At 72.8% G+C, this 23,732-nt stretch carries 17 protein-coding genes and 1 pseudogene; 11 read left to right on the top strand and 7 right to left on the bottom strand.

Features of this window, described 5'->3' with window-relative positions; translation table 11 throughout:
• The first annotated feature begins 207 nt into the window (after positions 1-207).
• Complete coding sequence (locus tag ABZ851_RS27535) at positions 208-1,914, top strand: glycerol-3-phosphate dehydrogenase/oxidase (protein ID WP_361132765.1); 1,707 nt, start codon at positions 208-210, stop codon at positions 1,912-1,914.
• A gap of 34 nt (positions 1,915-1,948) precedes the next feature.
• Here the strand turns inward: ABZ851_RS27535 and ABZ851_RS27530 are convergent, their stop codons facing one another.
• A complete protein-coding gene (locus ABZ851_RS27530) occupies positions 1,949-3,184 on the bottom strand; it encodes a serine hydrolase domain-containing protein (protein ID WP_361132762.1) in 1,236 nt (411 codons plus the stop codon).
• A 189-nt stretch (positions 3,185-3,373) separates the two neighbouring features.
• Here ABZ851_RS27530 and ABZ851_RS27525 point away from each other — a divergent pair, with 189 nt between their 5' ends.
• Positions 3,374-5,656, top strand: a complete 2,283-nt coding sequence (locus tag ABZ851_RS27525; protein ID WP_361132759.1) for a serine/threonine-protein kinase — start codon at positions 3,374-3,376, stop codon at positions 5,654-5,656.
• Positions 5,657-5,941: 285 nt separating this feature from the next.
• Positions 5,942-8,404: a protein kinase gene (locus ABZ851_RS27520; protein ID WP_361132756.1), complete on the top strand. Its 2,463-nt coding sequence runs from the start codon at positions 5,942-5,944 to the stop codon at positions 8,402-8,404.
• Between the two features lie 31 nt (positions 8,405-8,435).
• Here the strand turns inward: ABZ851_RS27520 and ABZ851_RS27515 are convergent, their stop codons facing one another.
• Both ABZ851_RS27515 and ABZ851_RS27510 read right to left on the bottom strand, forming a co-directional pair.
• Positions 8,436-9,662: a winged helix DNA-binding domain-containing protein gene (locus tag ABZ851_RS27515; RefSeq protein ID WP_361132753.1), complete on the bottom strand. Its 1,227-nt coding sequence runs from the start codon at positions 9,660-9,662 to the stop codon at positions 8,436-8,438.
• Between the two features lie 165 nt (positions 9,663-9,827).
• Entirely contained in the window at positions 9,828-11,360 is a 1,533-nt protein-coding gene (locus ABZ851_RS27510) for an AMP-binding protein (protein ID WP_361132750.1), read from the bottom strand.
• Between the two features lie 129 nt (positions 11,361-11,489).
• Between ABZ851_RS27510 and ABZ851_RS27505 the strand changes: the two genes are divergently transcribed.
• From ABZ851_RS27505 to ABZ851_RS27495, 3 genes are all read left to right on the top strand, one after another.
• Positions 11,490-12,674 (top strand): acyl-CoA dehydrogenase family protein, encoded by a 1,185-nt coding sequence (locus ABZ851_RS27505; protein WP_361132747.1) that lies wholly within the window; start codon positions 11,490-11,492, stop codon positions 12,672-12,674.
• Between the two features lie 7 nt (positions 12,675-12,681).
• A complete protein-coding gene (locus ABZ851_RS27500; protein WP_361132744.1) occupies positions 12,682-13,752 on the top strand; it encodes an acyl-CoA dehydrogenase family protein in 1,071 nt (356 codons plus the stop codon).
• Between the two features lie 513 nt (positions 13,753-14,265).
• Positions 14,266-14,751 carry an ATP-binding protein gene (locus ABZ851_RS27495; protein WP_361132741.1) on the top strand — a complete coding sequence of 162 codons (486 nt, stop codon included), beginning with the start codon at positions 14,266-14,268 and terminating at the stop codon, positions 14,749-14,751.
• A 472-nt stretch (positions 14,752-15,223) separates the two neighbouring features.
• Here the strand turns inward: ABZ851_RS27495 and ABZ851_RS27490 are convergent, their stop codons facing one another.
• On the bottom strand, positions 15,224-16,150 hold the full coding sequence (locus ABZ851_RS27490; protein ID WP_361132738.1) for a cyclase family protein: 927 nt from the start codon (positions 16,148-16,150) through the stop codon (positions 15,224-15,226).
• A gap of 107 nt (positions 16,151-16,257) precedes the next feature.
• Here ABZ851_RS27490 and ABZ851_RS27485 point away from each other — a divergent pair, with 107 nt between their 5' ends.
• The 3 genes from ABZ851_RS27485 (at position 16,258) to ABZ851_RS27475 (ending at position 19,614) form a co-directional block, all read left to right on the top strand.
• Entirely contained in the window at positions 16,258-17,166 is a 909-nt protein-coding gene (locus tag ABZ851_RS27485; protein WP_361132735.1) for an SDR family oxidoreductase, read from the top strand.
• 187 nt (positions 17,167-17,353) lie between these two features.
• Positions 17,354-18,547 (top strand): acyl-CoA dehydrogenase family protein, encoded by a 1,194-nt coding sequence (locus tag ABZ851_RS27480; RefSeq protein ID WP_361132732.1) that lies wholly within the window; start codon positions 17,354-17,356, stop codon positions 18,545-18,547.
• On the top strand, positions 18,544-19,614 hold the full coding sequence (locus ABZ851_RS27475) for a Zn-dependent alcohol dehydrogenase (protein ID WP_361132729.1): 1,071 nt from the start codon (positions 18,544-18,546) through the stop codon (positions 19,612-19,614). Before ABZ851_RS27480 ends, ABZ851_RS27475 begins: the two co-directional genes overlap by 4 nt.
• Before the next feature lie 91 nt (positions 19,615-19,705).
• Here ABZ851_RS27475 and tnpA read toward each other — a convergent pair.
• Positions 19,706-20,196, bottom strand: a pseudogene (gene tnpA, locus ABZ851_RS27470) (IS200/IS605 family transposase).
• A gap of 27 nt (positions 20,197-20,223) precedes the next feature.
• Between tnpA and ABZ851_RS27465 the strand changes: the two are divergent.
• Positions 20,224-21,471, top strand: a complete 1,248-nt coding sequence (locus ABZ851_RS27465; protein ID WP_361132813.1) for an RNA-guided endonuclease TnpB family protein — start codon at positions 20,224-20,226, stop codon at positions 21,469-21,471.
• Here ABZ851_RS27465 and ABZ851_RS27460 read toward each other — a convergent pair.
• Both ABZ851_RS27460 and ABZ851_RS27455 read right to left on the bottom strand, forming a co-directional pair.
• Complete coding sequence (locus ABZ851_RS27460) at positions 21,468-22,202, bottom strand: dienelactone hydrolase family protein (protein ID WP_361132726.1); 735 nt, start codon at positions 22,200-22,202, stop codon at positions 21,468-21,470. The two genes, ABZ851_RS27465 and ABZ851_RS27460, sit on opposite strands and share 4 nt — an antisense overlap.
• A 95-nt stretch (positions 22,203-22,297) precedes the next feature.
• A complete protein-coding gene (locus ABZ851_RS27455; RefSeq protein ID WP_361132810.1) occupies positions 22,298-22,912 on the bottom strand; it encodes a flavin reductase family protein in 615 nt (204 codons plus the stop codon).
• A gap of 220 nt (positions 22,913-23,132) precedes the next feature.
• On the opposite strand from ABZ851_RS27455, the gene ABZ851_RS27450 reads away from it, so the two are divergent.
• The gene (locus ABZ851_RS27450; RefSeq protein WP_361132723.1) at positions 23,133-23,726 is read left to right on the top strand and encodes an RNA polymerase sigma factor; all 594 of its coding nucleotides are present in this window, start codon (positions 23,133-23,135) and stop codon (positions 23,724-23,726) included.
• Positions 23,727-23,732 lie beyond the last annotated feature (6 nt).

Here is a 23,732-nt window from a genome sequence, read left to right as displayed (position 1 = left end):
CGAGCGACTGCGAATGAACGTGGGCGCATGACGTGAGCGGCTGGCGATCGCGCATAAGTAGACTAAGCGGATATTTGACCCAGAATAGGGATTGATGGATCAAGGCGGCGGGGTGTTGTCGCCATGAGCGGAGGGTGGATACCGGAACGCGGCGCGGACAGAATCGACGGACGGGGGGTGTGGCCCCGATCACAGCGGGAGGCAGCGGTGAAGACAGCGATACTGGGACCGGCGCAGCGGGCCGAGGCGCTCGCCCGAATGGCGGAGCGGGAGCTGGACGTTCTCGTGGTCGGCGGCGGAGTCGTCGGCGCGGGGACGGCTCTGGACGCCGCGACCCGCGGCCTGTCCACCGGACTCGTCGAGGCGCGCGACTGGGCCTCGGGCACCTCCAGCCGGTCGAGCAAGCTCATCCACGGCGGTCTGCGGTATCTGGAAATGCTGGACTTCGCGCTGGTGCGGGAGGCGCTGAAGGAACGGGGGCTGCTGCTGGAGCGGCTGGCGCCGCATCTGGTCAAGCCGGTGCCGTTTCTGTATCCGCTGCAGCACAAGGGCTGGGAGCGCTGGTACGCGGGCAGCGGCGTGGCGCTGTACGACACGATGTCCATCTCGTCCGGCCACGGCCGCGGACTGCCCCACCACCGGCATCTGTCCCACAGGCGTGCCCTGCAGGTGGCGCCCTGCCTGAAGAAGGACGCGCTGGTCGGCGCGCTGCAGTACTACGACGCGCAGATGGACGACGCGCGCTATGTGGCGACGATGGTGCGGACCGCGGCTGCCTACGACGCGCAGGTCGCCAACCGGGCGCGGGTGGTGGGCTTTCTGCGCGAGGGCGAGCGGGTGGTCGGCGCGCGGGTACAGGACGTCGAGGGCGGCGGCGAGTACGAGATCCGGGCCCAGCAGGTCGTCAATGCCACCGGGGTGTGGACGGACGACACCCAGGCGCTGATCGGTGAGCGCGGGCAGTTCCATGTCCGGGCGTCGAAGGGCATCCACCTGGTCGTCCCCAAGGACCGGATCCATTCGACGACCGGGCTGATCCTGCGGACGGAGAAGAGCGTCCTGTTCGTCATCCCGTGGGGACGGCACTGGATCGTGGGGACGACGGACACGGACTGGGATCTGGACAAGGCGCATCCGGCGGCCTCCAGCGCGGATATCGACTATCTGCTGGAGCATGTGAATACGGTGCTGGCGACCCCGCTGACCAGGGACGACGTGGAGGGGGTGTACGCGGGACTGCGTCCGCTGCTGGCCGGGGAGTCGGATGCCACCAGCAAGCTGTCGCGGGAGCACACCGTCGCCCATCCGCTGCCGGGGCTGGTGGTGGTCGCGGGCGGCAAGTACACGACGTACCGGGTGATGGCGAAGGACGCGGTGGACGAGGCGGTGCACGGCCTCGACCAACGGGTCGCGGAGAGCGTCACCGAGGACATTCCGCTGGTCGGTGCCGAGGGCTACCGGGCGCTGTGGAACGCGCGGGCCCGGATCGCCGCGCGCGCCGGACTCCATGTGGCGCGCATCGAGCATCTGTTGAACCGGTACGGCTCGCTGACCGAGGAACTGCTGGAGCTGGTGGTCGCCGATCCTTCGCTGGGCGAACCGCTGGCGGCCGCGGACGACTACCTGCGGGCCGAGGCGGTCTACGCCTGCACGCACGAGGGCGCCCGCCACCTCGACGACGTGCTGACCCGGCGCACCCGCATCTCCATCGAGACCTTCGACCGGGGCACCCGCAGCGCCCGCGAGGTGGCCGAGCTGATCGCCCCCGCGCTGGGCTGGGACAACGCCCAGATCGAGAAGGAGATCACGCACTACCGGAAGCGGGTCGAGGCGGAGCGCGAATCCCAGCGGCAGCCGGACGATCTGACGGCGGATGCGGCGCGGCTGGGGGCTCCGGACATCGTGCCGCTGTAGGCCTGCGGGCCCCCTGGGGGCCGGTGGAAGTCTCCTAGGGCCGCCGGGACGCGCAGAACTCCGCGGTCAGTACCGCGGTGCCGTGTGCCGGGTGGGCCAGGGTGTCGGTGTTGAGGCGGTAGCTGACGATGTGGCGGCCGTCGGCGGTGCCGGCGGTCCGGACGTAGGAGCCGTTGATGTCGCCGTTGTGGCCCCAGACCGTGACGCCGCAGGGCAGCCTGGTCGCGTACAGGCCGAGGCCGTAGGCGCCGCCGGTGCCCTTCTCGTTGTGTATCTGGGCCATCTGGCGTGGTGGCAGGAGCCTGCCGCCGAGCAGTGCGGCGAAGAAGCGGTTGAGGTCGCCCAGGGTGGTGACCATCTCGCCGGCCGCGCCCGCCCGGCTGGGGTCCAGGGAGGTGGCGTCCACCCGCCGGCCGCCGGCCCGGGAGTAGGCGCGGCCGTGCGGCTCGGGCAGGACCGGGTCGGTACCGGGGAAGGAGGTGTGGGTGAGCCGGGCGGGGCCGAGGATGCGGCGGCGGATCTCCGTGGCGTACGGGTGTGCGGTGACCGCCTCGATGACCAGGCCGAGCACGAGGTAGTTGGTGTTGGAGTAGGCGTAGTGGGCGCCCGGAGGGGACACCGGCGGGTGGCTGAGGGCGATCCGCAGCAGCTCGGCCGGGGTGTGGCTGTCGTAGCGGTGCGCTCCGAAGCCCTTGCCGAAGAGCTGCCGGGAGAGCCGGGGGTCCTGGGTGTAGTTGAACAATCCGCTCGTGTGGTCCAGCAGCTGGCGGATCGTCACCCTGCGTAGTTCGCTGCGGTCGCCGTCTCCCGCGGCCGGCACGCCGGGCGGGAGGTGCGCGGCGGCGCTGTCGTGCAGCGACAGCCGGCCCTCGGCGACGAGTTGCAGGACGACCGTCGCGACCAGGGTCTTGGTGAGGCTGCCGGCCCGGAAGTGGTCCCGGGGGCGCATCGTGCGGCCACTGCGCAGATCGGCCACGCCGGCCGTCGCGTAGCGCGCGTCGGGGTACCCCGCGCGGGTGGTGAGGGAGGCCGCGCCCGGGGCTCCGTCGTCGACCAGCCGGTGCAGCGCGTGCCGCGTCGTCGCGGGCGGCCGGGCGGGTGCCTCGCGGGTGCGGGCGGCCGGGCGCGGCGTTGCGGTGCAGGCCGTCAGGGCGAGTACGGTCAGGGCGGCGAGAGCACCCGAACGGAGCAGCGCGCGGTGGCGGCCGGCGACCGGCGGCGCGGGGGGAAGCCCGGCGGTCACGGCCGGGCGAGGCGAGCGCTTCGGCATCGGGACTCCCGTTCGTCGGGGCCATCATGACGGGTACGAGCTGTCGTTCCGCATAGACCCGGGCCTTCCGCATGGCCGCGGATGAGGGAGAATGAAGGCTCTGCCAGGGTGGGTTGTCCGAGTTGGGCCAGTTTGGTGATCGATGGGACGTCGAAGCTGCCAACTCGGCTGGATTGCAGAGGGGATGCAGTGGGCGACGAGGTCGAGATGGACGGCAAAGGGGGCAGGCTGCTCGCCGGGCGGTACCGGCTCGCCGATGTTCTCGGCCGGGGCGGCATGGGCACCGTGTGGCGGGCACGCGACGAGGTCCTGGGCCGCACGGTCGCGGTCAAGGAGCTGCGCTTCCCGGGCGGGGTCGAGGAGGACGAGAAGCGTCGTCTGATCACCCGCACCCTGCGCGAGGCCAAGGCGATCGCCCGGATCCGGAACAACGGCGCGGTGACGGTCTATGACGTGGTCGACGAGGACGACCGCCCGTGGATCGTGATGGAGCTGGTCGAGGGCCGCTCGCTGGCCGAGGTCGTCCGCGACGACGGCCCGCTCACCCCGCGCCGCGCCGCCGAGGTCGGGCTGGTCGTGCTCGATGTGCTGCGCGCCGCGCACGCCGAGGGCATCCTGCACCGCGATGTGAAGCCGTCCAACGTCCTGATCTCCGACGACGGCCGGGTCGTGCTGACCGACTTCGGTATCGCCCAGGTCGAGGGCGACCCCTCCGTGACCTCGACCGGCATGCTCGTCGGTGCCCCCTCCTACATCTCCCCGGAGCGCGCCCGCGGCCAGAAGCCGGGCCCGCCGGCCGACATGTGGTCGCTGGGCGGCCTGCTGTACGCCTGCGTCGAGGGCGTTCCGCCGTACGACAAGGGCTCCGCGATCGCCACGCTGACCGCGGTGATGACCGAGCCGGTCGAGCCGCCGAAGAGCGCCGGCGAACTGGAAGAGGTCATCTACGGCCTGCTGGTGAAGGACCCGGCCGCCCGGCTGGACGACGCCGGCGCGCGGGCGCTGCTGGAGGACGTGGTCCACGCTCCCGAGGCGAAGACGCCGGAGCCCCCGATGGACGCGACCCGGGCGATGGCGCTGCCGGCGGTGCCCCTGGAGCGGGCGGAGCCGAAGGCCGCGCCGAAGCCCAAGGCGAAGACGAAGCACACCCCGAAGCCGAAGGCCGCGCCGAAGTCGCGCATGGCGCGGGGGGCGCAGTCCGCCGCCGCGCCGGTGGCGGAGCCGGCGGCCGGGAACGCGAGCACCGGCGGGGGTGGCACGGCGGATGCCGGCACCTCCGCGGGGGCCGGCACGTCCGCGGCTGCCACGGCGGGCACGAGCGCGGTCGGTGGAAGCACGGCCGGCAAGAGCAAGGCCGGCGGCAGCAAGGGGAGCAAGGGGGCCGGTGCCGGTGAGGCCGCCTCGTCGAGCGCGCCGGCGCGGACCGGGCGTCCGCAGTCCACGGCGGCCGGTGCGACGGCCGGTGCGGCGGCGGGCGAGGCGACCGGCTCCGGCGCGGCGGATGCCGGCAATACGGCGGTTTCGGCCGGCCCGGTCGCGGCCCGTCCGGCGGGCGCCCGGCCGGGGTTCGACGCCGAGGCCGCCAAGGAGAAGGTGCGCGGCGCCCTGCAGTCCGTCCGCAATGCCGCCGCCACGATGGCGGCAGCCCGTGCGGACTCCAGATCCGGCGACGGGAGCCGTCCGCCGGCGCGCGCGTCGGTGACCGACGTCGTGCCGCGCCGCACGCTGATCATCGTGGCCGTGGTCGTCGTCCTGGCGGTGCTGGGCACGGTGCTGGCCGTCTCCCTGGGCGGCGACGAGTCGGCGCGGAAGAGCGGCAAGGCGTCCGGCAAGCCGGGCACCTCGTCGTCCGCGAGCCGGGCGAAGCCGTCGACGGACGCGGCCGACACGAGCGGGGACCAGGCGAAGGACCCGGCGAAGGGCCAGGACGCGGCGAGCGAGCAGCCGCCGAATCTCACCCCGGCCGAGGACACCGGCGGCGAGGACGACAACGGTGGCAAGGGCGGCAAGGCCGTACCGAGCGGCTTCACCGAGCTCTCCAACGACAAGTTCCACTTCCGGATGGCGATGCCCAAGGGCTTCCACCAGACCGACACCGCGGGGGAGGGCTCCGGCGCCATATACAGCGCTTCGGGCGGGTTCCCGCGCATCCAGATCGACTACAACGCCGAGCCCGGCACCGATGCGGCGGCCTCCTGGCGCAGCCTGGAGCCGGCCGTGCGCTCCTCCAGCGACGACTACCACCTCATCGGCATCAAGTCGGTGAAGTGGCGGGACTATCCGACCGTCGCCGACTGGTCGTTCACCCGTCGGCAGAGCGGCGAGAAGGTACGGGTCCTCGACCGCGGCTTCCGGGCCGATGACCACCACGGCTACGCCATCATGATCACCTGCAAGGCGGATGCCTGGTCGGACAAGCCCTGCCAGCAGATGATCAAGACCGCGTTCAGGACGTTCGCGCTGAAGGACTGAGCGCCGAAGGACTGAGTAGCCGGCGGATGGAGCGGGGACGGGGCGTGCCCCGGCCGGGGGGCCGGGGCACGGGCCGGACGGAGAACGGAGCGGGTGCGCGCGGAGAGGTTGCGCGTCGTTGTGCCGAGCGGCCCGCAAGCTCCGATGCGGGCACGTATCGTGAGACAGCGAAGACCGTACGCATCCGCAATCGGCGGGAAGACGACCGGAAGTGACCGGAGGCGCCAGCGCCGACGGGCGGCTCCGGCGCGACGGTAGACACAGTGCGCGCTGCGGGGAGGCGTCGTGGACGAGTACGCGGGAAGGGTGCTCGCCGAGCGTTACCGCCTGCCGTTGCGGCCCCTCGGCGACGACGACTTCACCGAGACCCGGGCGTTCGACACCTTCAGCGGGCAGGAGGTGCTGATCCGTCAGGTGCCGCTGCCGGAGGTCGTCGAAGCGGAGGTCGTCGGGGCGGAGGTCGTGGGGGCGGCGACGGCAGGGCCCGGCGAGCGGGCGCCTGGCGAGCGGCGGCCCGGCGGCGGCCGCGTCGGTGCCGGGCGGGGGACGGCGGGGAGCACGGCCGGGGTTGCCGACCGCAGCCCGCGCGATCCTGCCGTACGGCGCGCGCTGGAGGCCGCGACCACGGCCGCGCAGCTGGCCGACCACCCCCGGCTGGAGCAGGTCTTCGACGCCTTCGCGCAGGACGGCAGCCTCTGGATCGTCGCCGAACTCCTCACCGCCCGCCCGCTGTCCGCGCTGCTCGCCGAGCGGCCGCTGTCCCCGCACCGCGCCGCGGAGATCGCCGCGGACCTGCTCACCGCGCTGCGGGTGCTGCACACCAACGGCTGGCTGCACCGCAATATCACCGCCCGTACGGTCCTGGTCTGTGAGGACGGCCGGGCCATCCTGACCGGCCTGGCGGTGGGCGCGGCGCAGGAGGCGCTGTGCGGAGGCGAGGCGTCCGGCGGGGGCGGGAGCGCTTGCGGTGCCCCGGCGGCGGAGCGGCCGGATGGCGACGGGACGGCGGCGGAGGGGCCCGCGTCCGACGGGCCTGATGCCGACGGGGCCGCCTCCGGCGAGGCCGCTTCCGACGGGGCCGCGGCGGACCGGCCCGCCTCCGCCGTGACCTCGTTGGCCAAGCCCCCGGCCGACGGCACCGGCGCCACCGCCACCGCATACGGCCGGCCCTCCGCCGGGCTCGCCGCCGAGCGGGCCCGGCAGACGCGGCTGACCGTCATCGGCCCGGTCACCGAGCGCTGGGCACCGGAGCAGGCCGGACCGGTCCACGAGAACTGGCAGTTGGCGCCGCCGGTTGGCCCGGCCACCGACCTCTGGGCGGTCGGTGCGCTCCTCTACCGGAGCGTGCAGGGGCAGCCGCCGTTCCCGGAGGACAGCGCCGTCGAACTGGCGCAGCTGGTCTGCTCGCAGCCGCCCGCGGTCGCCGAGGAGTGCGGGGCGCTGCGTCCCGTCGTCGAGTCCCTGCTGCGCCAGGACCCCGCCGACCGCCCGGATTTCGAGGAGCTGAGCGGCTGGCTGCGCTCGTTGATCCGTACGGCACCGGAGCCGGAGGCCGGCAGCCGGCTGGTGACGATGCCGGCGTCGCAGGGCGCCGATCCGCGGCGGCTGCCGATTGTGCGGCGCCGCGGTGAACTCGTCCGGAAGGGGCGCCACAAGAAGACCCGGGCGTCCCGGCGGGCCCGGTCGCAGCAGGCACCGGCCGTCGCCGGGGCGGGCGGGACGCCGGCCGCCGTGGCCGCACCGCTCGTCCCACCGGCGCCGGACCCGGAGCGGTCCGCCCCGTTCGCCGCGGCACCCCGTCCGCCCCGTCCCCCGAAGCAGCCCAAGCCGCTCCGGCCGCCCCGGCAGGTCCGGGCGGAGCGGCGTGCCGAGCCGGCTGAGCCCTGGGGGCACGGCGGGGCCGCTGACGGGGAGCTGTACGAGCAGCAGACGCTGGGCGAGGTCGGTCAGGTCGGTCAGGTCGGTCAGGTCGGCCAGGTCGATCAGGTAGGTCATGTGGGCCAGGGGGGCCTGGGTGACGTGTCGCGCCCGGGGCGCCCGGCGCGTGCGCCGCGCCCGCTCGGCCGGCTGCTGCTGACCGTGGTCCTGCTCCTCCTCGTCGGCGCGGTCATCTACGCCATGGCGTTCCTGCCCAAGTCCGGTGAGGACGCCAAGACCGGCGGGGAGGGCGCGGACCGTGCGGGCACCTCGGGCACGGCGCCCGCGTCGCCCGCTCCGCCCCAGGACAAGGGGGAGCGGGAGGGGGACGGCGGCTCGTCCGGCACCGGCGCGCCGCGGGCCACCGGCCCGGCGCGGGTCGCCAAGGGCTTCGAGGTCCGCACCGACCCCGAGGGCTTCCAGGTCGCGGTCCGCAAGGGCTGGCAGCGGCGCGGGGTGAACGACCGGGGCCAGGTGCGGTACGTCGGCGGGGACTACGAGCTGGTGGTGGTGCCCGGCCGCGACACGACGGCACACTCCGGCACCGACCCGATGGCGTACATGCAGAACAAGGAAGCCGAGCTGGCGCCGTACCGCTCCTCCGGCTGGGCCTCGGCCTCCGGTCTGCAGCGGATCGACGTCGGGAAGACGGCGATGGCCGAGGGCACCTTCTCCTGGCGCGACGGCAGCGGACGCGAGGTGTATGTGCGTAACCTCGCGATGATCCACAACGGCCGCTACCACCTCGTCCTCGTCATCGGCCCGGACAGCGGGCGGCACGAGGTGGACGAGCTGTACGAGCAGGCGACGAGCGCCTACCGGCCGCGCTGAGGTGGTGGGCCGGTGGCTCGGCCGTTGGCCGTCACCCGCTCAACTCCCGCTCCAGCGGAGTCCGGATGCGCGGGGTGACCCGGACGTCCCCGAGCCAGGCCGCCAGCCGGGCCGCCTCGGCCGACACCGCCGCGGCGGCTTCGCCGCTTCCCCCGGGCTCCCGGCTCCGCCCGCGCAGGGAGGTGCCCGCACCGTCCGTCAGCAGCCGCCAGACGATCTCGCCGTCCGCGCGCTGGGCCCAGCCGCCGATGATCCGGCCGCACCACCACACCGTCGGCCCGATGTTCCCGCTGCGGTCGAAGAGCTGCGGTACGTGGGCCGGGTCGAGGTACCAGTCGCGGTTCCTCCAGCCCATCGCGGTGGGGTCGAGGGCCGGCAGCAGGGCGGCCCAGGGTTCGGGCGCGGCGACCGGTGCGAGGTCACCGGGCAGCGCGACGCCCAGGGTGCCGTCGTCCAGGTCCACCTCGACGGCGCCGACGGCGGCGAGCGCCTGCCGGGTGGCGGTGAGCGTCCAGCCCGTCCACCACTTGAGATCGTCGACGGTCGCCGGCCCGTACGAGGCGAGCCAGCGGCCGGCGAGTGCGGCGCGTGCCTCGGGAGCCGGTGGCGCGGGCAGTTCGGTGAACGCGGTGCCCGGCCGCCAGCGGTAGGAGCTGCTGGTCCAGCCGCCGCGTGGCCGCCCGCGCCGGATGCGGCCCTCGGCGGCCAGTACCCGCAGGATCCGGCTGGAGACGGCGACCGTGGCCTGGTACGGCTTGCCGGGGGAGTTCACGATGGTGTCGCGCAGGTCGGGTACCTCGGCGGCGAGTTCGGCCGCGGTCGCCTCGCCGCGTGCGCTCAGCGCGGCCAGCGTCCTCGCCTCGACATCGGCCAGCCGCCGTTCGTCCCAGCCCGGGGCGCCCTCGGTGAGCCACTTGACCATCCCCGCCCGCTCCCTGGCGGCGATGGTCTTCGCGGTGGACGAGGCGACGACCGGGGCGAGGGCGGCGCCGACCGCGAAGAGCGTGCGGCGCATGCACAGCAGCCGGACCAGCGACCCCTCGTCGTACAGCGCGCGCTCCACATCGGCCGGGTCCGGAGCGGTCAGCCGGGCGCAGGCCGCCAGATGGACGGTCGCCGGATCGGTGGCATGCAGGCCCACGACCGCATCGGCCACCTCCTCGGTACGGCCCGCCCGGTACGCGGGCGCGAGCAGGTGCCGCCGCCCGAGGCGGGCACGGCGCGCGGCGGTGTCGATACGGGGTCGCGAGTGATTCATGGGGTGACCGTAGGGGGTGAAGAGGACAGCGGGTGTCCGCAGGGGAGCCCGCGGCGGACGCCCGGCCCACGCGAAGAGGGGCGGGTCACGGGGGCACCGGGGGCGGCGGGGCAAGGCGGTGTTTACGCCAGGCCCAGGTCACCTGGCGTCCGCCACCTCGCGCGGTCATGACACCTCCCGGCGCCGCCCGGCCGCGCCGAACCGCTCCCGCAGCTCCCCTTTGAGCACCTTGCGCAGGGTCGCCCCGCGCGGCAGGGCCGCCACTACCTCCAGCTGCTCCGGGAGTTTGTGCGGGGCGAGGCCCAGGGAGCGGAGGTGGGCCGAGACCGCGCCGAGCGTCAACTCCGCCGCCCCCGGCGGCTGTTCGACGACCGCGCAGACCCGTTCCCCGCGCTCCGCGTCCGGCAGTCCGATGACCGCGGCATCGGCCACGCCCGGATGCCGGTGCAGAAGTTCCTCGATCTCCTGAGCGGAGATGTTCTCGCCCTTGCGGATGATGACGTCTTTGAGGCGGCCGGTGATGACGAGGTGGCCGGTGGGGGTGAGGTGGCCGAGGTCGCCCGTGGGCAGAAAGCCGTCCGGGCCGAACGGGTCGGGCTCGTCGAGGTAGCCACGGCAGACGGCCGGGCCGCGCAGGGATATCTCGCCGGTGCCGGGGGCGATCCGGATCTCCATCCCGGCGGGTGGCCGGCCGTCGGTGGTGGCGAGGTGTTCGGGGTTGTCGTGCGGATCGCCCATGGTGACCATCGGAGCCTCGGTCATGGCGTAGCCGTGGGTGAGTTGGCAGCCCAGTACGGCGACGGCCTCGTGGTAGAGCCCTGGGGGTCTGGGCGCCCCGCCGCCGGCCAGCAGCCGTAGCGACGGCAGCATCCGGCGTCCCGGCGGCAGCTTGCGCGCCTCGGCGAGGAAGAGGGAGTAGAAGGCGGTGGAGCCGCCGGCGACGGTGACGCGGTGGCGGCGGTAGGCGGCGAGGGAGCCGGGCAGCGCGAAGTGCTCCAGCAGGACGGCCGGGATGCCGTGCAGCAGGAGCAGGATCGTGTACTCGGGGCCCGCGACATGGGCGTAGGGGAAGGCCATCGAGCCGATGTCGGTGGGGCGAAGGCGCAGCGCGTCGGCCAGGCAGAGGCCGGCCGTGCGCAGGCTGCGGTCGGTGTGCAGGACGCCCTTCGGGCCCGCGGTGGTGCCGGAGGTCCAGAAGATCCACCGGGCCTCGCCGGCGTCGGTGGGCGGCGGGGGCAGGACGGCCGGGTCGGCGTCGGGGAGGGTGTCGTACGCGTCGATGACGGTGAGCGGCCCGGGCAGCGCGGCGGCCAGCCGGTGCGCCATCGCGCGGTGGTCGAAGCCGCGCCAGGTGCCGGGGACGGCGAGGAACGCGGCACGGGTGCGGCGCAGCACCTGGCCCACCTCGTGGTCGCGGTAGAGCGGGATGACCGGGCTCTGGACGGCGCCGATACGGGCCAGGGCGAGGCTGAGCAGCACGGTCTCGATGCAGGTCGGGAGCTGCCAGACGACCCGGCTGCCGGGCCGTACGCCCCGCTCGTACAGGCCGGCCGCGACCCGTTCCGCGCGCCGGTGCAGGGCGCCGAAGGTGAGGTGCCGCTCGTGCCGGGCGGACGCGGCGCCCTGGATGAGGGCGGGTGCGCCGGGGGTGCGGCGGGCGCGCCAGTCGACCAGGTCCCAGAGCGTGGTGCCGGTCATCCGGCCCTCCCATAGAGCTGATGGAGCGTCAGATTCGAGGGTCGAGATTAGAGGCAGGCGCCTTGTCGGTCCAGAGGGGCGGGACTAGCCTGGTTTCTGACGGAGCATCAGAAACGGGTGGGGGTGGCGATGGACCTCACGTACACACCGGAAGAGGAAGACTTCCGGGCCGGGCTGCGCGCCTGGCTCGGCGAGGTGCTGCCGCGGCTCCCCGAGAAGCCCGCCGCGGCCGACTGGCCCGGCCGGCGGGCGTATGACACCGCCTGGCAGCGGATGCTGTACGACGCCGGATATGCGGGCCTGCACTGGCCGCGGGACGCCGGCGGGCAGGGTGCCACGCCCACCCAGCACCTGATCTTCCTGGAGGAGACCGAGCGCGCCGGGGCGCCCTACGTCGGCGCGAACTTCGTCGGGCTGCTGCACGCGGGGCCGACCCTCGCCGTCGAGGGCAGCGCCGCACAGCGCGCCCGCTGGCTGCCGCCGATCCTGCGCGGCGACGAGATCTGGTGCCAGGGCTTCAGCGAACCGGACGCCGGCTCCGACCTCGCCGCGCTGCGGACCAGGGCCGTACGCGACGGGGACAGCTATGTCGTCAGCGGCGCCAAGATCTGGACCTCGCACGCCGAGGTCGCCGACTGGTGCGAACTCCTCGTCCGCACCGATCCGGCCGCACCCCGGCACCGCGGCATCAGCTGGCTGGCGATGCCCATGGACGCACCGGGCGTGACGGTCCGGCCGCTGCGCACCCTGGCCGGTTCGGCGGAGTTCGCCGAGATGTTCCTCGACGAAGTGCGGGTGCCGGTCGGCAACCGCGTCGGCGCGGAGAACGACGGCTGGCGGGTGACGATGGTGACGCTGTCCTTCGAGCGCGGCACCGCCTTCGTCGGCGAGGTGGTGGCCTGCCGCCGGGTGCTCGGTGCGCTGGCCCGGGCCGCGCGCGCCAACGGCCGCTGGGACGACGCCGTGCTGCGCCGCAGGCTGGGCCGGCTGCATGCGGAGTTCGCCGCGCTGTGGCGGCTGATCCAGTGGAATGTCAGCGAGGCGATGGGGGCCCCGCCGGGCGCCGGAAGGCGGGGGAGCGGCGGTGGTGTCCCGGGAACCGGCGGCTCGGTCTTCAAGCTCCGCTATTCGCACGTCCGCCAGGAGCTGTACGACACGGCGGCCCAGGTGCTCGGGGCCGGCGCGCTGGACGCGGACCACGAGTGGGCGGCGGACCGGCTCTCGTCCCTCTCGTACACCATCGCGGCCGGCACCTCGCAGATCCAGCAGAACATCGTCGCCGAGCGGATCCTCGGCCTGCCGAAGGGGCGGTGACCGGGCCGTGGACTTCCAACTCACCGAGAACCAGCGGGCGTTGCGGGATGGCACCCGGGAGCTGCTGGCCGGACGGTTCGGCCGGGAACGGCTGCGGGCCGCGGTGGAGGAACCGGCACTGGACCGTGCGCTGTGGCGCGAGCTGGGCGCGGCCGGGTTCTTCGCGCTGCGGCTGCCGGAGGAGGCCGGCGGAGTGGGGCTCGGGCTGCCGGAAGCGGTGCTGGTCCTGGAGGAGGCCGGGCGCGCGCTGCTGCCGGGGCCGCTGGTGGCGTGCCAACTGCTGGCCGGGACGGTGGACGGGGTCGCGGCCGGCGAGAAGACCGTCGGGCTCTGCGAGGCGGAGCGGGAGCCGGTGCTGTGGGAACACCCGGCGGAGTGCGATGAGTTGATCTTGGTGGAGGGGGGTGCGGGTGACGGGGGCGGTGGGTCCGGTGGCGGGCCTGGGGGCAGGCTCGGGGGCGAGGTTCGGGGTGAGGTCAGGGGGAAAGTCCGGGGGGAAGTCCGGGGCGAACCCAGGGGCGCACACGGGTGCACGGGCGGGGCCTACCGGAGCGCGCCGGACCACGTGGTCTGCGCCCCCTTCGCCTCCGTCGATCCCCTCACCCCGCTCGCCCGCGTCGTGGAGCTGCCGCGTACCGCACCCCTGGCCCTGGACGTCCCCCGGCTCCGCCGTGAGGCCGCGCTGCTCACCGCTGCCCAGCAACTGGGCAGCGCGGCCCGCACGGTCGAGATGGCGGTGGGTCACGCCCGCGAACGCGAGCAGTTCGGTGCGCCCATCGGCTCGTTCCAGGCGGTCAAGCATCTGTGCGCACAGATGCTGGTACGGACTGAAATCGCCCGAAGTGCGGTATACGCGGCGGCAGTCACGGAGAGTGTTCTTGATGTCACGTCCGCGAAGCTGCTGGCCGACGAGGCCGCGGTGCGGAACGCACGCGACTGCCTGCAGGTCCACGGCGGAATGGGCTTCACCTGGGAGGCCGACGTTCATCTGCATCTCAAGCGGGCCTGGTTGCGGGCCGAGCGCTGGGAAGTGGCGTCCGAGGCGGAAGAACTGCTGGCCGCGGGCTTGATCGCCTGACGGTGGCGGCGTGCGGGTCGCGGCGGCGGTGCCTGGTGAGGTGTGCGGGTGCGTGGTGGCGTGCGGTGATGTGTGAGGTCCGGCGCTGTCAGGTCGTGACAGTGCGTATGCGATATGTCGGACTCGCTGGGTGGAAATGGTCACGGAGGGTCGATATCGGGTTGTGTCCTAGGCGTGACTCGTCACAGGGGGGAGCCGGCGTTTCGCTCGGGTACCCTCCGTGGGGTGCGAGTGGTTCTGTGGCGCAACGGGCCCGGTGTCGTCGGAGAGACGGCTCCGGGGTACGGACTGCGCGCCGCTCGCCCTTGGACGGGGGCCGATCGCCCCCCTTGTTCGACTCCCCGCAAAGTGCGTCGCACAGTATGCAGGATCCATACTCCCTTGCGCTGGAATATGCCCGAAGCGCTTGTTGGGGTGACTCAACGTCAACCATGCTGTGCTCCACCGGGGTCACGCACCGTGACTCCGTGGAGGCGCGAGGCGATGTTTCCGCCGGTTCGGATGGTGTGAGCGGTGCAGGTGCTTCAGGTTCAGTTGGACGTACGGCCCGACCCCGCGGAGGTGGGGAGGGCCCGGCGGTGGGCCAGGTCGCGGCTCGTGGGTTCCGGTATAGGGGCCGACGAGCCACTGGCGGAGACGCTGATCCTTTTGATCTCCGAACTCGTCACCAACGCCGTGGTGCACACCGGCGCGGCGGCCGAGCTGCGGATGTGTTTCTCCGGATCGGGTGCCGTGGTCGGGACGGTCCGGGTCGAAGTGGTGGACGCCAGCGCCCGCCCGCCACGCCAGCGGCACGCCGACGGCGACGACACCAACGGCCGCGGCCTGGAGCTGGTCGACGGCCTGGCCGACCGCTGGGGGTGGCAGCAGGAGGGCGGCGGCAAGCGGATCTGGTGCGAGGTGGACCGCAGCCGGCCACTGCTGCTGGCGTCAGGGTCCGATCTGGGGGCCTACGAAGCCTCGCGCGCGGCGCCGCGCGCCGTGACGCACCAGGCCTGACCGCTCCGGGCGGGTGCCCAGACATGGCTCTGCCGCTGGGTGCGATGCCGGCGATGGGTGCGACGAACGCGATGAACGCGACGGATGCGGCACCACGGGTGTAGCGGAATCAGTAACGGAATCAGTCCAGACCAGGTGTTGACGTGGCGTGTTCAGTTGATCACCCTTGAGTGAAGCGATGCGCCGCGAGGGGACGTCGAGGTCGTGGGGGGCCGGGCTTTCGGTCCAGGGCCTTGGCGAGTGCGGATCGCGGCCTGGCAGGGCCCCCGTGACAGCGGGGATGGGTGGCGGTCCGCGGTGCCGTGCTCGGGGCGCGCACGAGCGCATCGCCACCTGGCCGGCCGGGTGCCGTCGGGCCGCCGGCCGTGGGAGTCGGTGGCCCGGCGCGGCCCGGTCAGCGGATTGCGGAGTGCCGCGGCCCGGTCCCGGGCCCGAGGACTACGCGGCCCGGCCGCAGTCGTCGACGGCGTGGTCAGAGGATCGCCACGGGCGCGACCGGCGCCCCGGAGCCTCCGACGAACGGTTCGGCCACCGCGGAGAGCAGGAACGTCCAGCGTCCCGCCTCCGCGCAGGCCGTCGCCAGCTCCTCCAGATTCCAGTTCTGGCCCTGTGGCATGCCCATCTCGACGAGATCGAGCGCATGGACCGGCATCCACAGGTTCTCGACCTCCGGCGGGAAGATCTCGAAGGTCAGGGTGTCATTGGCGACCGCCGCGACATCGCGCGCGTGGAACCACTCCGGGGTGCGCAGCGACAGCCCGGGTGACGGGAACGCGTAGGCCTGCCGGTCGCCGGCCAGGTAGTGCCGCAGCTGCCCGGTCCGTACGAGGACGATGTCGCCGGCCCGTACCGCCGTCCCGGCCTGTTCCTCGGCGGCGTCCAGGTCTTCGGGCGTGATGGCGTGCCCGCCGGGCAGCTGCCCGGTGCGGTGGGCGCGGGCCACGTCCAGGAGGACGCCGCGGGAGACGATCGGGGTGGCCTTCTCCACGCCGAGGCAGCTCGCGCCGTGATGGGCGGTGACCGAGTCGGCGGGGCGGTTGTTGTAGAGCCGTCCCGAGTGGGAGACATGGGCGAGGCCGTCCCAGTGGGTGGCCGCCTGGAGGCCCATCGTGACCGCGTCGTCCGTCGTCGCGACCGTACCGGGGCCGAAGATCTCCTGGTTGATGGCGGTCATGGTGTGCAGCGGGTTGACCCGGCCGGGGATCACGCCGGTCTGTACGCCCTCCTGTTGCAGCGGGAGGGCGAGCGGGACGCGGCGGCCGCTGCGGACGCAGCCGGCGGCCTCCCGTACGACCTGTCCGGTGATCAGGTTGAGGGTCCCGATCTCGTCGTCCGGGCCCCAGCGCCCCCAGTTGTTCACGCGTTCCGCGATGTCATGGAACTCCTTCGGCAGGGGCATGGGCCCTCCTTCAGATGGCCGGGTTCGGTACGCCCCGGGTCTTGTGTTCGTCCGGTGTCTGCTCAAAAATCTAACGGTCCGTCAGAAACTGCGGGAAGGGTCACGGCATGGGGAACTTCTTGGCCGGCAAAGTGATCGCCGTAACGGGAGCGGGCCGCGGTATCGGCCGGGCGGTGGCTCTCGCCTGTGCGGACCAGGGCGCCAAGGTGATCGTCAACGACTACGGGGTCTCCGTCGACGGTGCCGGACCCAGCAGCGAGGTCGCCGAATCGGTGGTGAAGGAGATCGAGGCCGCCGGGGGCGAGGCGGTCGCGGTGGCCGACGACGTGTCCACCATGGCCGGCGGCCAGCGGATCGTGGACACCGCGCTGGCGCAGTACGGACGGATCGACGGTGTGGTGTGCGTGGCCGGGATCCTGCGGGAACGGATGCTCTTCAACATGTCCGAGGAGGAGTGGGACCCGGTGGTCGCCACCCACCTCAAGGGCACGTTCACGGTCTTCCGGGCGGCGTCGGCCGTCATGCGCCGGCAAGGCTCAGGCACCCTGGTGGGCTTCACCAGCGGGAACCACCAGGGTTCGGTGTCCCAGGCCAACTACGCGTCCGCGAAGGGCGGGATCATCTCGCTGGTGCGGAGCGCCGCGCTGGGACTGCACAAATACGGGGTGACGGCCAATGCGGTGGCTCCGGTGGCACGGACACGGATGTCGGCGAACGTCCCGATGAAGCTGACGGAGATCGGTGAGCCGGAGGACGTGGCGGCGCTGGTCGTCTATCTGCTGAGCGACCGGGCCCGGGAGATCACCGGGCAGGTGTACACGGTCGCCGGACCCAAGATCGCCGTGTGGGCCCAGCCGAGGGAGCTTCGCTCCGTGTACGCCGACGGGGGCGGCTGGACGCCGGAGCGGGTGGCGGAGGTGCTGCCGGGGTCGGTCGGGGCCGATCCCATGCCGATGCTGGCGCAGGTTTCGGAGATGGCGAGGGCGGCGGGGGCGGAGGCGCGGCCCAACGCGTAGGGGTTTCCTGCGGCTTTGGCCGTCCCGCCGTGGGGGTTGCTCGCCGTTCCGCTGCGCTTTGCCTCTGGCCCACGTTTTTGGCTTTGCCACCGTGGCGCCTGGCGGCGGGCCGGGTCCGCTGCGCAGGCCCGTCCCCTCCCGTGGGTGGAGAAGTGATCGTGGGTGGGGGCGGGTGAGGGAGGTCGTTGTGGACTTTGAGTTCGGGAGTGGGGACGAGGGGTTTCGGACGGAGGCTCGTGAGTGGCTTGCGGGGCATCTCGTGGGTGTCTATGCCGAGTTGGCGGGGCGCGGCGGGCCCGGGAGTGAGCACGAGGGGGCCGAGGAGCGGCGGGCTTGGGAGCGGGAGTTGGGGGCCGGTGGGTGGATCGGGCTCGGGTGGGAGGGGACGGAGGGGGCGTACGGGAACCGTACGGCGAGCCTGACTCAGCAGGTGGTGTGGGCCGAGGAGTATGCGCGGGCCAGGGCGCCGGGGCGGGTGGGGCACATCGGGGAGAACCTGCTGGCGCCGACGCTGCTCGCGTACGGGGACGAGGCGCAGCGGCGGCGGTTCCTGCCGGCCATCGCCCGGGGGGAGGAGCTGTGGTGCCAGGGCTACAGCGAGCCGGACGCGGGGTCGGATCTGGCGGGGCTGCGGACGGTGGCGGTCCGGGACGGTGCCGGCTACCGCGTCAGCGGGCAGAAGATCTGGACGTCGCTGGCCGGCGAGGCCGACTGGTGCTTCGTGCTGGCGCGGACGGATCCGGCCGGGCGGCGCCACCGGGGGCTCTCGTTCCTGCTGGTGGCGATGGATCAGCCGGGGCGCATCGAGGTGCGGCCGATCCGGCAGATGTCGGGAACGGCGGAGTTCAACGAGGTGTTCTTCGACGGGGCGGTGGCCGGGCATGTGGTGGGCGGCGAGGGAGCGGGCTGGCGGGTGGCCATGGGGCTGCTCGCACGCGAGCGCGGGGTGTCCACCCTCGTCCAGCAGATCGGGTTCGCGGCGGAGCTGGCCGAGGTCGTCGGGGAGGCGGTGCGCTGCGGTGCGCTGAGGGACCCGGTGCTGCGTGACCAGCTCGTCCGGCAGTGGGCCGAGTTGAAGGTCATGCGGTGGAACGCGCTGCGGACCCTGGGAGCGGCCGGGGACGCCGGTGCGCCGAGCGTGGCGAAGCTGCTGTGGGGTGGCTGGCACCAGCGGCTGGGGGAGCTGGCGATGCGGGTGCGCGGGGCCGCCGCGGCGCTGGGCCCGGCCGACTGGACCGCCCAGGCGCCGTACGAACTCGACGCGCTGCAAAGGCTGTTCCTGTTCACCCGGGCCGACACCCTCTACGGCGGCTCGGACGAGATCCAGCGCAACATCATCGCCGAGCGGGTGCTCGGCCTGCCCAGAGTGGAGCGGATATGAGGGGCGTCATCTTCGACGGCGAACAGCCCCGGGTCGTGGACGATCTGGAGGTGCGCGGTCCGGGGCCGGGCGAGGTGCTGGTCGGTATCCGGGCCGCGGGGCTGTGCCACAGCGACCTGTCGGTGGTCGACGGGACGATTCCGTTCCCGGTGCCGGTGGTGCTGGGGCACGAGGGGGCGGGGGTGGTCGAGGCCGTGGGCGCGGGCGTCGGCCATGTGGTGCCCGGCGACCATGTCGCGCTGTCGACGCTGGCCAACTGCGGGGTGTGCGCGGAGTGCGACCGGGGGCGGCCGACGATGTGCCGGAAGGCGATCGGGATGCCCCAGAAGCCGTTTCGCCGGGGCGAATCCGAGCTGTTCAGCTTCGCGTCCAATTCGGCGTTCGCGGAGCGTACGGTCGTCAAGGCGGTGCAGGCGGTGAAGATCGGCGAGGATATTCCGCTGACGTCGGCCGCGCTGATCGGGTGCGGGGTGCTGACCGGGGTCGGGGCGGTGCTCAACCGGGCGCGGGTGGACCGGGGCGACTCGGTCGTGGTGATCGGGGCCGGCGGCATCGGCCTCAATGTGCTCCAGGGCGCACGGATCGCCGGGGCTTCGGTGATCGTCGCGGTGGACGCCAACCCCGCGAAGGAGACGGTGGCGCGGCAGTTCGGGGCGACCCACTTCCTCGACGCGTCGGCGGCGCCGGACGGCGTCAAGGCGGTGAAGGAGATCCTGCCGACCGGCGCCGACCATGCCTTCGAGTGCGTGGGCAGCACCCGGCTGATCCGGCAGGCCGTCGACCTGCTGGACCGGCACGGACAGGCGGTGCTGCTCGGGGTGCCGCCGGCCACCGCGGAGGCCTCGTTCCGGGTGTCGTCGATGTATCTGGACAAGTCGATCCTGGGCTGCCGCTACGGGTCGGCCCGCCCGCAGCGGGACATCGCGCTCTACGCCCGGCTCTACCGCGAAGGACGGCTGCTGCTCGACGAGTTGGTGACGAAGACCTACCCGGTGGAGGACTTCGCGAAGGCGGCGGACGATGCCCACCACGGGCGGGTGGCGCGGGCGGTGCTGACCTTCGGGTGAGGCGTGCCGGCCGGCATCGGCCCGGTCCTGAGGAACCCCGGCCCCTGGCGGATCACTCCGTTACCGGGGCTCTTGCAGAAAGCCCCGGCGTTCATGCCGAGGATGGATGCTTCTCAGGATTGCTCTGATCTGCACTCTGGATCGGGCGTTTTTGCTGTTCGATGTATTGGCGGACGATCGCCAGCGGTGCGCCGCCGCAGGATGCCGAGAAGTACGAGGGCGACCACAGGTGCCCGTGCATGATGGCGGGGTTGGTGCGGCCGGTGAACTCTCCCCCAGCCTTCGGCCGGGAGGTGCCCGCAGGCGTATCCGGCGGGCGGAGACGCCTTTGAGGCTGTTGACCAGCTTGGAGACGGCGGTCTTGGGCGGGTAGTTGATCAGGAGGTGGACGTGATCGCGCTCGCCGTTGAACTCCTTCAGTTCCGCCTCGAAGTCCTCGCACACCTTACGCATGATCTTTTCGCAGCGTGTCAGCATCTCGTCGTTGAAGACTCCGCATCGGCACTTCGTCACAAAGACCAAGTACACATGCATCGCCGAAACAACGTGCCTGCCCCGTCTGTAATCGTTCTTCCCCTCCATGAAACCAATCGCAGTAGGGTCTTGGATGTGCAGCTGCGCTACAACTACCGGGCCTACCCGGACGCCACCCAGCATCGTGCGCTGGCGGGTGCGTTCGGGTGTGCCCGCGTGGTGTGGAACGACTGCCTGCGCGACCGCAAGGAAGCGCACGCGAGAGGGCTGCCGTATGTGAAGTCCGCGGATCTGTCCCGGCTTCGCATCACCCAGGCCAAGCGCACCGAGGAACGCGCCTGGCTCGCCGACGTGTCAGCGGTCGTCCTGCAACAATCCCTTCGGGACCTCGACACCGCCTACAAGAACTTCTTCGACTCGGTCAAGGGAACGCGGCAGGGCCGGAAGGTCGGGCCGCCCCGGTACAAGTCGAAGAAAGACACCCGGCAGTCGGTCCGCCTCAACACCAACGCCTTCTCCCTCCAGGACGACGGCACGGTGTACGTGGCCAAGGTCGGCAACCTCAAGGTCAAGTGGTCCCGTCGGCTTCCGGCCGCACCCACGTCCCTGACCGTCACCAAAGACAGCTCCGGCCGGTACTTCCTCAGCTTCGTCGTGGACACCGAGCCGGACATCCTCCCCAGCCTGCAGACCGAGGCCGGTATCGACCTCGGCTTGTCCGCCTTCGCGGTCCTGTCCGACGGCAGCAAGATCGACAGCCCTCGCTTCCTGCGCCGGGCGGAAAAGAAGCTCAAGCGACTTCAGCGGGAGCTGGCACGCAAGGCCAAGGGATCGAAGAACCGGGCCAAGGCCCGCATCAAGGTCGCACGCCAGCACGCCAAGGTAGCCAACCGGCGCCGGGACTGGCACCACAAGGCTTCCACGCAGATCATTCGCGACAACCAAGCGGTGTACGTGGAAGACCTCGCGGTGTCCGGCCTCGGCCGCACCCGGCTCGCCAAGTCCGTGCATGACGCGGGATGGTCCGCGTTCGTCGGCATGCTGGAGTACAAGGCGGTCAAGCACGGCCGTACCTTCGCCAAGGTGAACCGTGCTTTCCCGTCCTCTCAGGTCTGTTCGGCCTGCGGATTCCGGGACGGTCCCAAGCCCCTTCACGTCCGGCAGTGGACGTGCGGCGAGTGCGGCACCGTGCACGACCGCGACCACAACGCAGCACGCAACGTCCTCTTCGAAGGACGCCGTATCGTCGCCGCCGGGCGGGCGGAGACACCAAACGCCTCGTGGAGCGCCGGTAAGACCAGGACGAAAGTCCCGGCACAGCGCGTTGAAGCAGGAAGCCCCCGGAAGGGTCAGACGACCCAGGCCGGAATCCCTGGACTCTAGGCCAGGGAGCACGTCAAGGGCAGGCACTCGGCGAGCAGGCCGACGATGTCGCGCCAGGCCCGCTGCGCGTGCAGTGGGTGGTAGCCGACGCCGGGGCGCACGGTGTGGTCGACCGATGGGTGGTGGAAGGCGTGCAGGGCTCCGCCGTAGACCGCGAGGCGCCAGTCGACGCCCGCGGCCTGCATCTCGGCGGTGAACGCCTCCCGTTGCGCGGGCGACATGATCGGGTCCTCCGATCCGACCCCGGCCCACACGGGGCAGCGGATGCGCGCCGCCTCGCCCGGCCGGCCCGTGGTCAGCGCGTTGACCGTCCCGATCGCCCGCAGGCCGACGCCGTCGCGCCCGAGTTCCAGCCCGATGGCGCCCCCGGTGCCGTAGCCGATGGCGGCGATCCGGTCGGGGTCGGTCCGCGGTTCGGCACGCAGCACGTCGAGCGCCGCGTGGCCGATGTCCCGCATCCGGTCGGGGTCGGCGAGCAGCGGCATGCAACGGGCCAGCATCTCCTCGGGGTCGCCCAGATAGCGCCCGCCGTGGAGGTCGAAGGCCAGCGCCACGTATCCCAGTTCGGCCAGGGCATCGGCCCGGCGGCGCTCGACGTCGCTGAGCCCCGTCCCCTCGGGCCCGACCAGGACCGCGGGCCGGCGGCCGGCACCGGTGGGAAGCGCGAGGTGCCCGATCATCGTGAGGTTGTCGGCTCGGTAGGTGACCGTACGCGTGGTGATCGTCGTCATGAGGTGGACGGTAGTGACCGCCGAGCCTGGTGGGGCCGGTGTTCACTGCGGGCGGATGGTGGTCTGTCCCGGCTGTGCCACCGCACCGGCCGTGCTCACCCGCGGAGCTGCCCGAAGGCACCCCGGTGGAAGAGCAGCGGGCCGTCCTCGGCGGCGGCCGGGTCCGTGCCGAGGGCTTCGACCCGGCCGACCACGATCAGATGGTCGCCGCCGGTGTGCACGGCGTGGACGGTGCAGTCGATCCAGGCGGGGACGTCCGCCAGCCGGGGCGAGCCGGTCGCGGGGGCCGCTCCGTAGTGGACCCCGGCGAACTTGTCGCCGCCGCTGACCGCGAACCCCCGGCACAGCGCGCCCTGTCCGGCGCCGAGGACGTTGACGCAGAACACCCCGGCGCGGGCGATCCGCGGCCAGGTGGTCGACGTACGCGCCACCATGAACGTCACCAGCGGCGGGTCGAGGGAGAGCGAGGCGAAGGACTGGCAGGCGAAACCGGCCGGTCCCGGCTCGCCGGGGGACGTGATGACCGTGACGCCGCTGGCGAAGTGCCCCAGGACGGAGCGGAACGCGGCGGGGTCCAACGGGGCGCGCTCGTCGTCGCGTACGGCCCGCAGGGCGGGGCGCGGACGTGGCCCGGCGGGTGCGGCGGCCGGTGCGGCGGCCGTGGTGGGCGCGCCGACGGAGCGCAGGTACCGCACGGCCGTGGCCGCCATTGCAGCGTGTCCCATCATGCCCCCATTGAATCTGATGGAGCGTCAGATGTGAAGCTGTGCGGGGCGGCGGCCACTCGCACGTGTGGTTTGCCGGGCGACCATGGCCGGTCTTGGGGGATTCGGGGGAGATTGAGGGGCGGATTCCTGATTGCGTGTCGATCGCACGGGTAGCGTCCACTCGGCCGCGTCCGTAGCCGAACACGGGGGAGAGTTCCGGTACATGGCCGATGCCAGAGCGTCATCAGCTTCGTCCGCCGCGTCACCCACCTTCGACGAGGTCTTCTGCGGGCTGTTGCCCCGGCTCTACCGGCGGGCGGTGATGCTGGCCGGATCGAGACAGTCCGCGGAGGACGTGGTGCATGAGGCCTACCTCAAACTCGCGGCGCGTCCGCAGCGCTTCCTCGCCCATCCGGAGCCGTACGCCTACGCCTTCACCGCCGTGCTCAACGTCGCCCGGGACGCCTACCGCAAGGACCGGCGCCAGGTGCTGGTCGACGCGATGGACGGGGTCGAGGAATCCGGTGCGGGCGGGGCGGGCGGCGGCGCCGGTACGGGGCCCGGCGGGGTGGCCGGCGGCTGGGACGGCGGGGTGGAGCGGCGGCAGGCCGAGATCGAGGCGGTGCGGCTGCTGGGGAAGCTCTCGCACCGGCAGGCCGGGATCGTCATCCTGGTCGACCTCGACGGCTACACCCTCGACCAGGCCGCGAAGATCATGAAGGTGCACCGTGGTACCGCCGCCCGCCATCGCGCCCGTGCGCTGGACCGGCTGCGCGCCTACCTCGTGGCATCGGAGCACGGGCAGGCGGGGAGGTGAGCGGCG

Origin of the sequence: Streptomyces sp. NPDC047049, from assembly GCF_040643995.1 — a bacterium.
GTDB classification, from domain to species: Bacteria; Actinomycetota; Actinomycetes; order Streptomycetales; family Streptomycetaceae; genus Streptomyces; species Streptomyces mooreae.
The sequence above is the reverse complement of the archived record's forward strand: the minus strand, read 5'-3'. Positions and strand labels throughout refer to the sequence as shown.

Excerpts from the sequence above, each read along its gene's own strand:
- ABZ851_RS27530 (WP_361132762.1), bottom strand. The coding sequence starts at position 3,184 with ATGCCGAAGCGCTCGCCTCGCCCGGCCGTGACCGCCGGGCTTCCCCCC.
- ABZ851_RS27515 (WP_361132753.1), bottom strand. The coding sequence starts at position 9,662 with ATGAATCACTCGCGACCCCGTATCGACACCGCCGCGCGCCGTGCCCGC.
- ABZ851_RS27510 (WP_361132750.1), bottom strand. The coding sequence starts at position 11,360 with ATGACCGGCACCACGCTCTGGGACCTGGTCGACTGGCGCGCCCGCCGC.
- ABZ851_RS27505 (WP_361132747.1), top strand. The coding sequence starts at position 11,490 with ATGGACCTCACGTACACACCGGAAGAGGAAGACTTCCGGGCCGGGCTG.
- ABZ851_RS27490 (WP_361132738.1), bottom strand. The coding sequence starts at position 16,150 with ATGCCCCTGCCGAAGGAGTTCCATGACATCGCGGAACGCGTGAACAAC.
- ABZ851_RS27485 (WP_361132735.1), top strand. The coding sequence starts at position 16,258 with ATGGGGAACTTCTTGGCCGGCAAAGTGATCGCCGTAACGGGAGCGGGC.
- ABZ851_RS27475 (WP_361132729.1), top strand. The coding sequence starts at position 18,544 with ATGAGGGGCGTCATCTTCGACGGCGAACAGCCCCGGGTCGTGGACGAT.
- ABZ851_RS27460 (WP_361132726.1), bottom strand. The coding sequence starts at position 22,202 with ATGACGACGATCACCACGCGTACGGTCACCTACCGAGCCGACAACCTC.
- ABZ851_RS27455 (WP_361132810.1), bottom strand. The coding sequence starts at position 22,912 with ATGGCGGCCACGGCCGTGCGGTACCTGCGCTCCGTCGGCGCGCCCACC.
- ABZ851_RS27450 (WP_361132723.1), top strand. The coding sequence starts at position 23,133 with ATGGCCGATGCCAGAGCGTCATCAGCTTCGTCCGCCGCGTCACCCACC.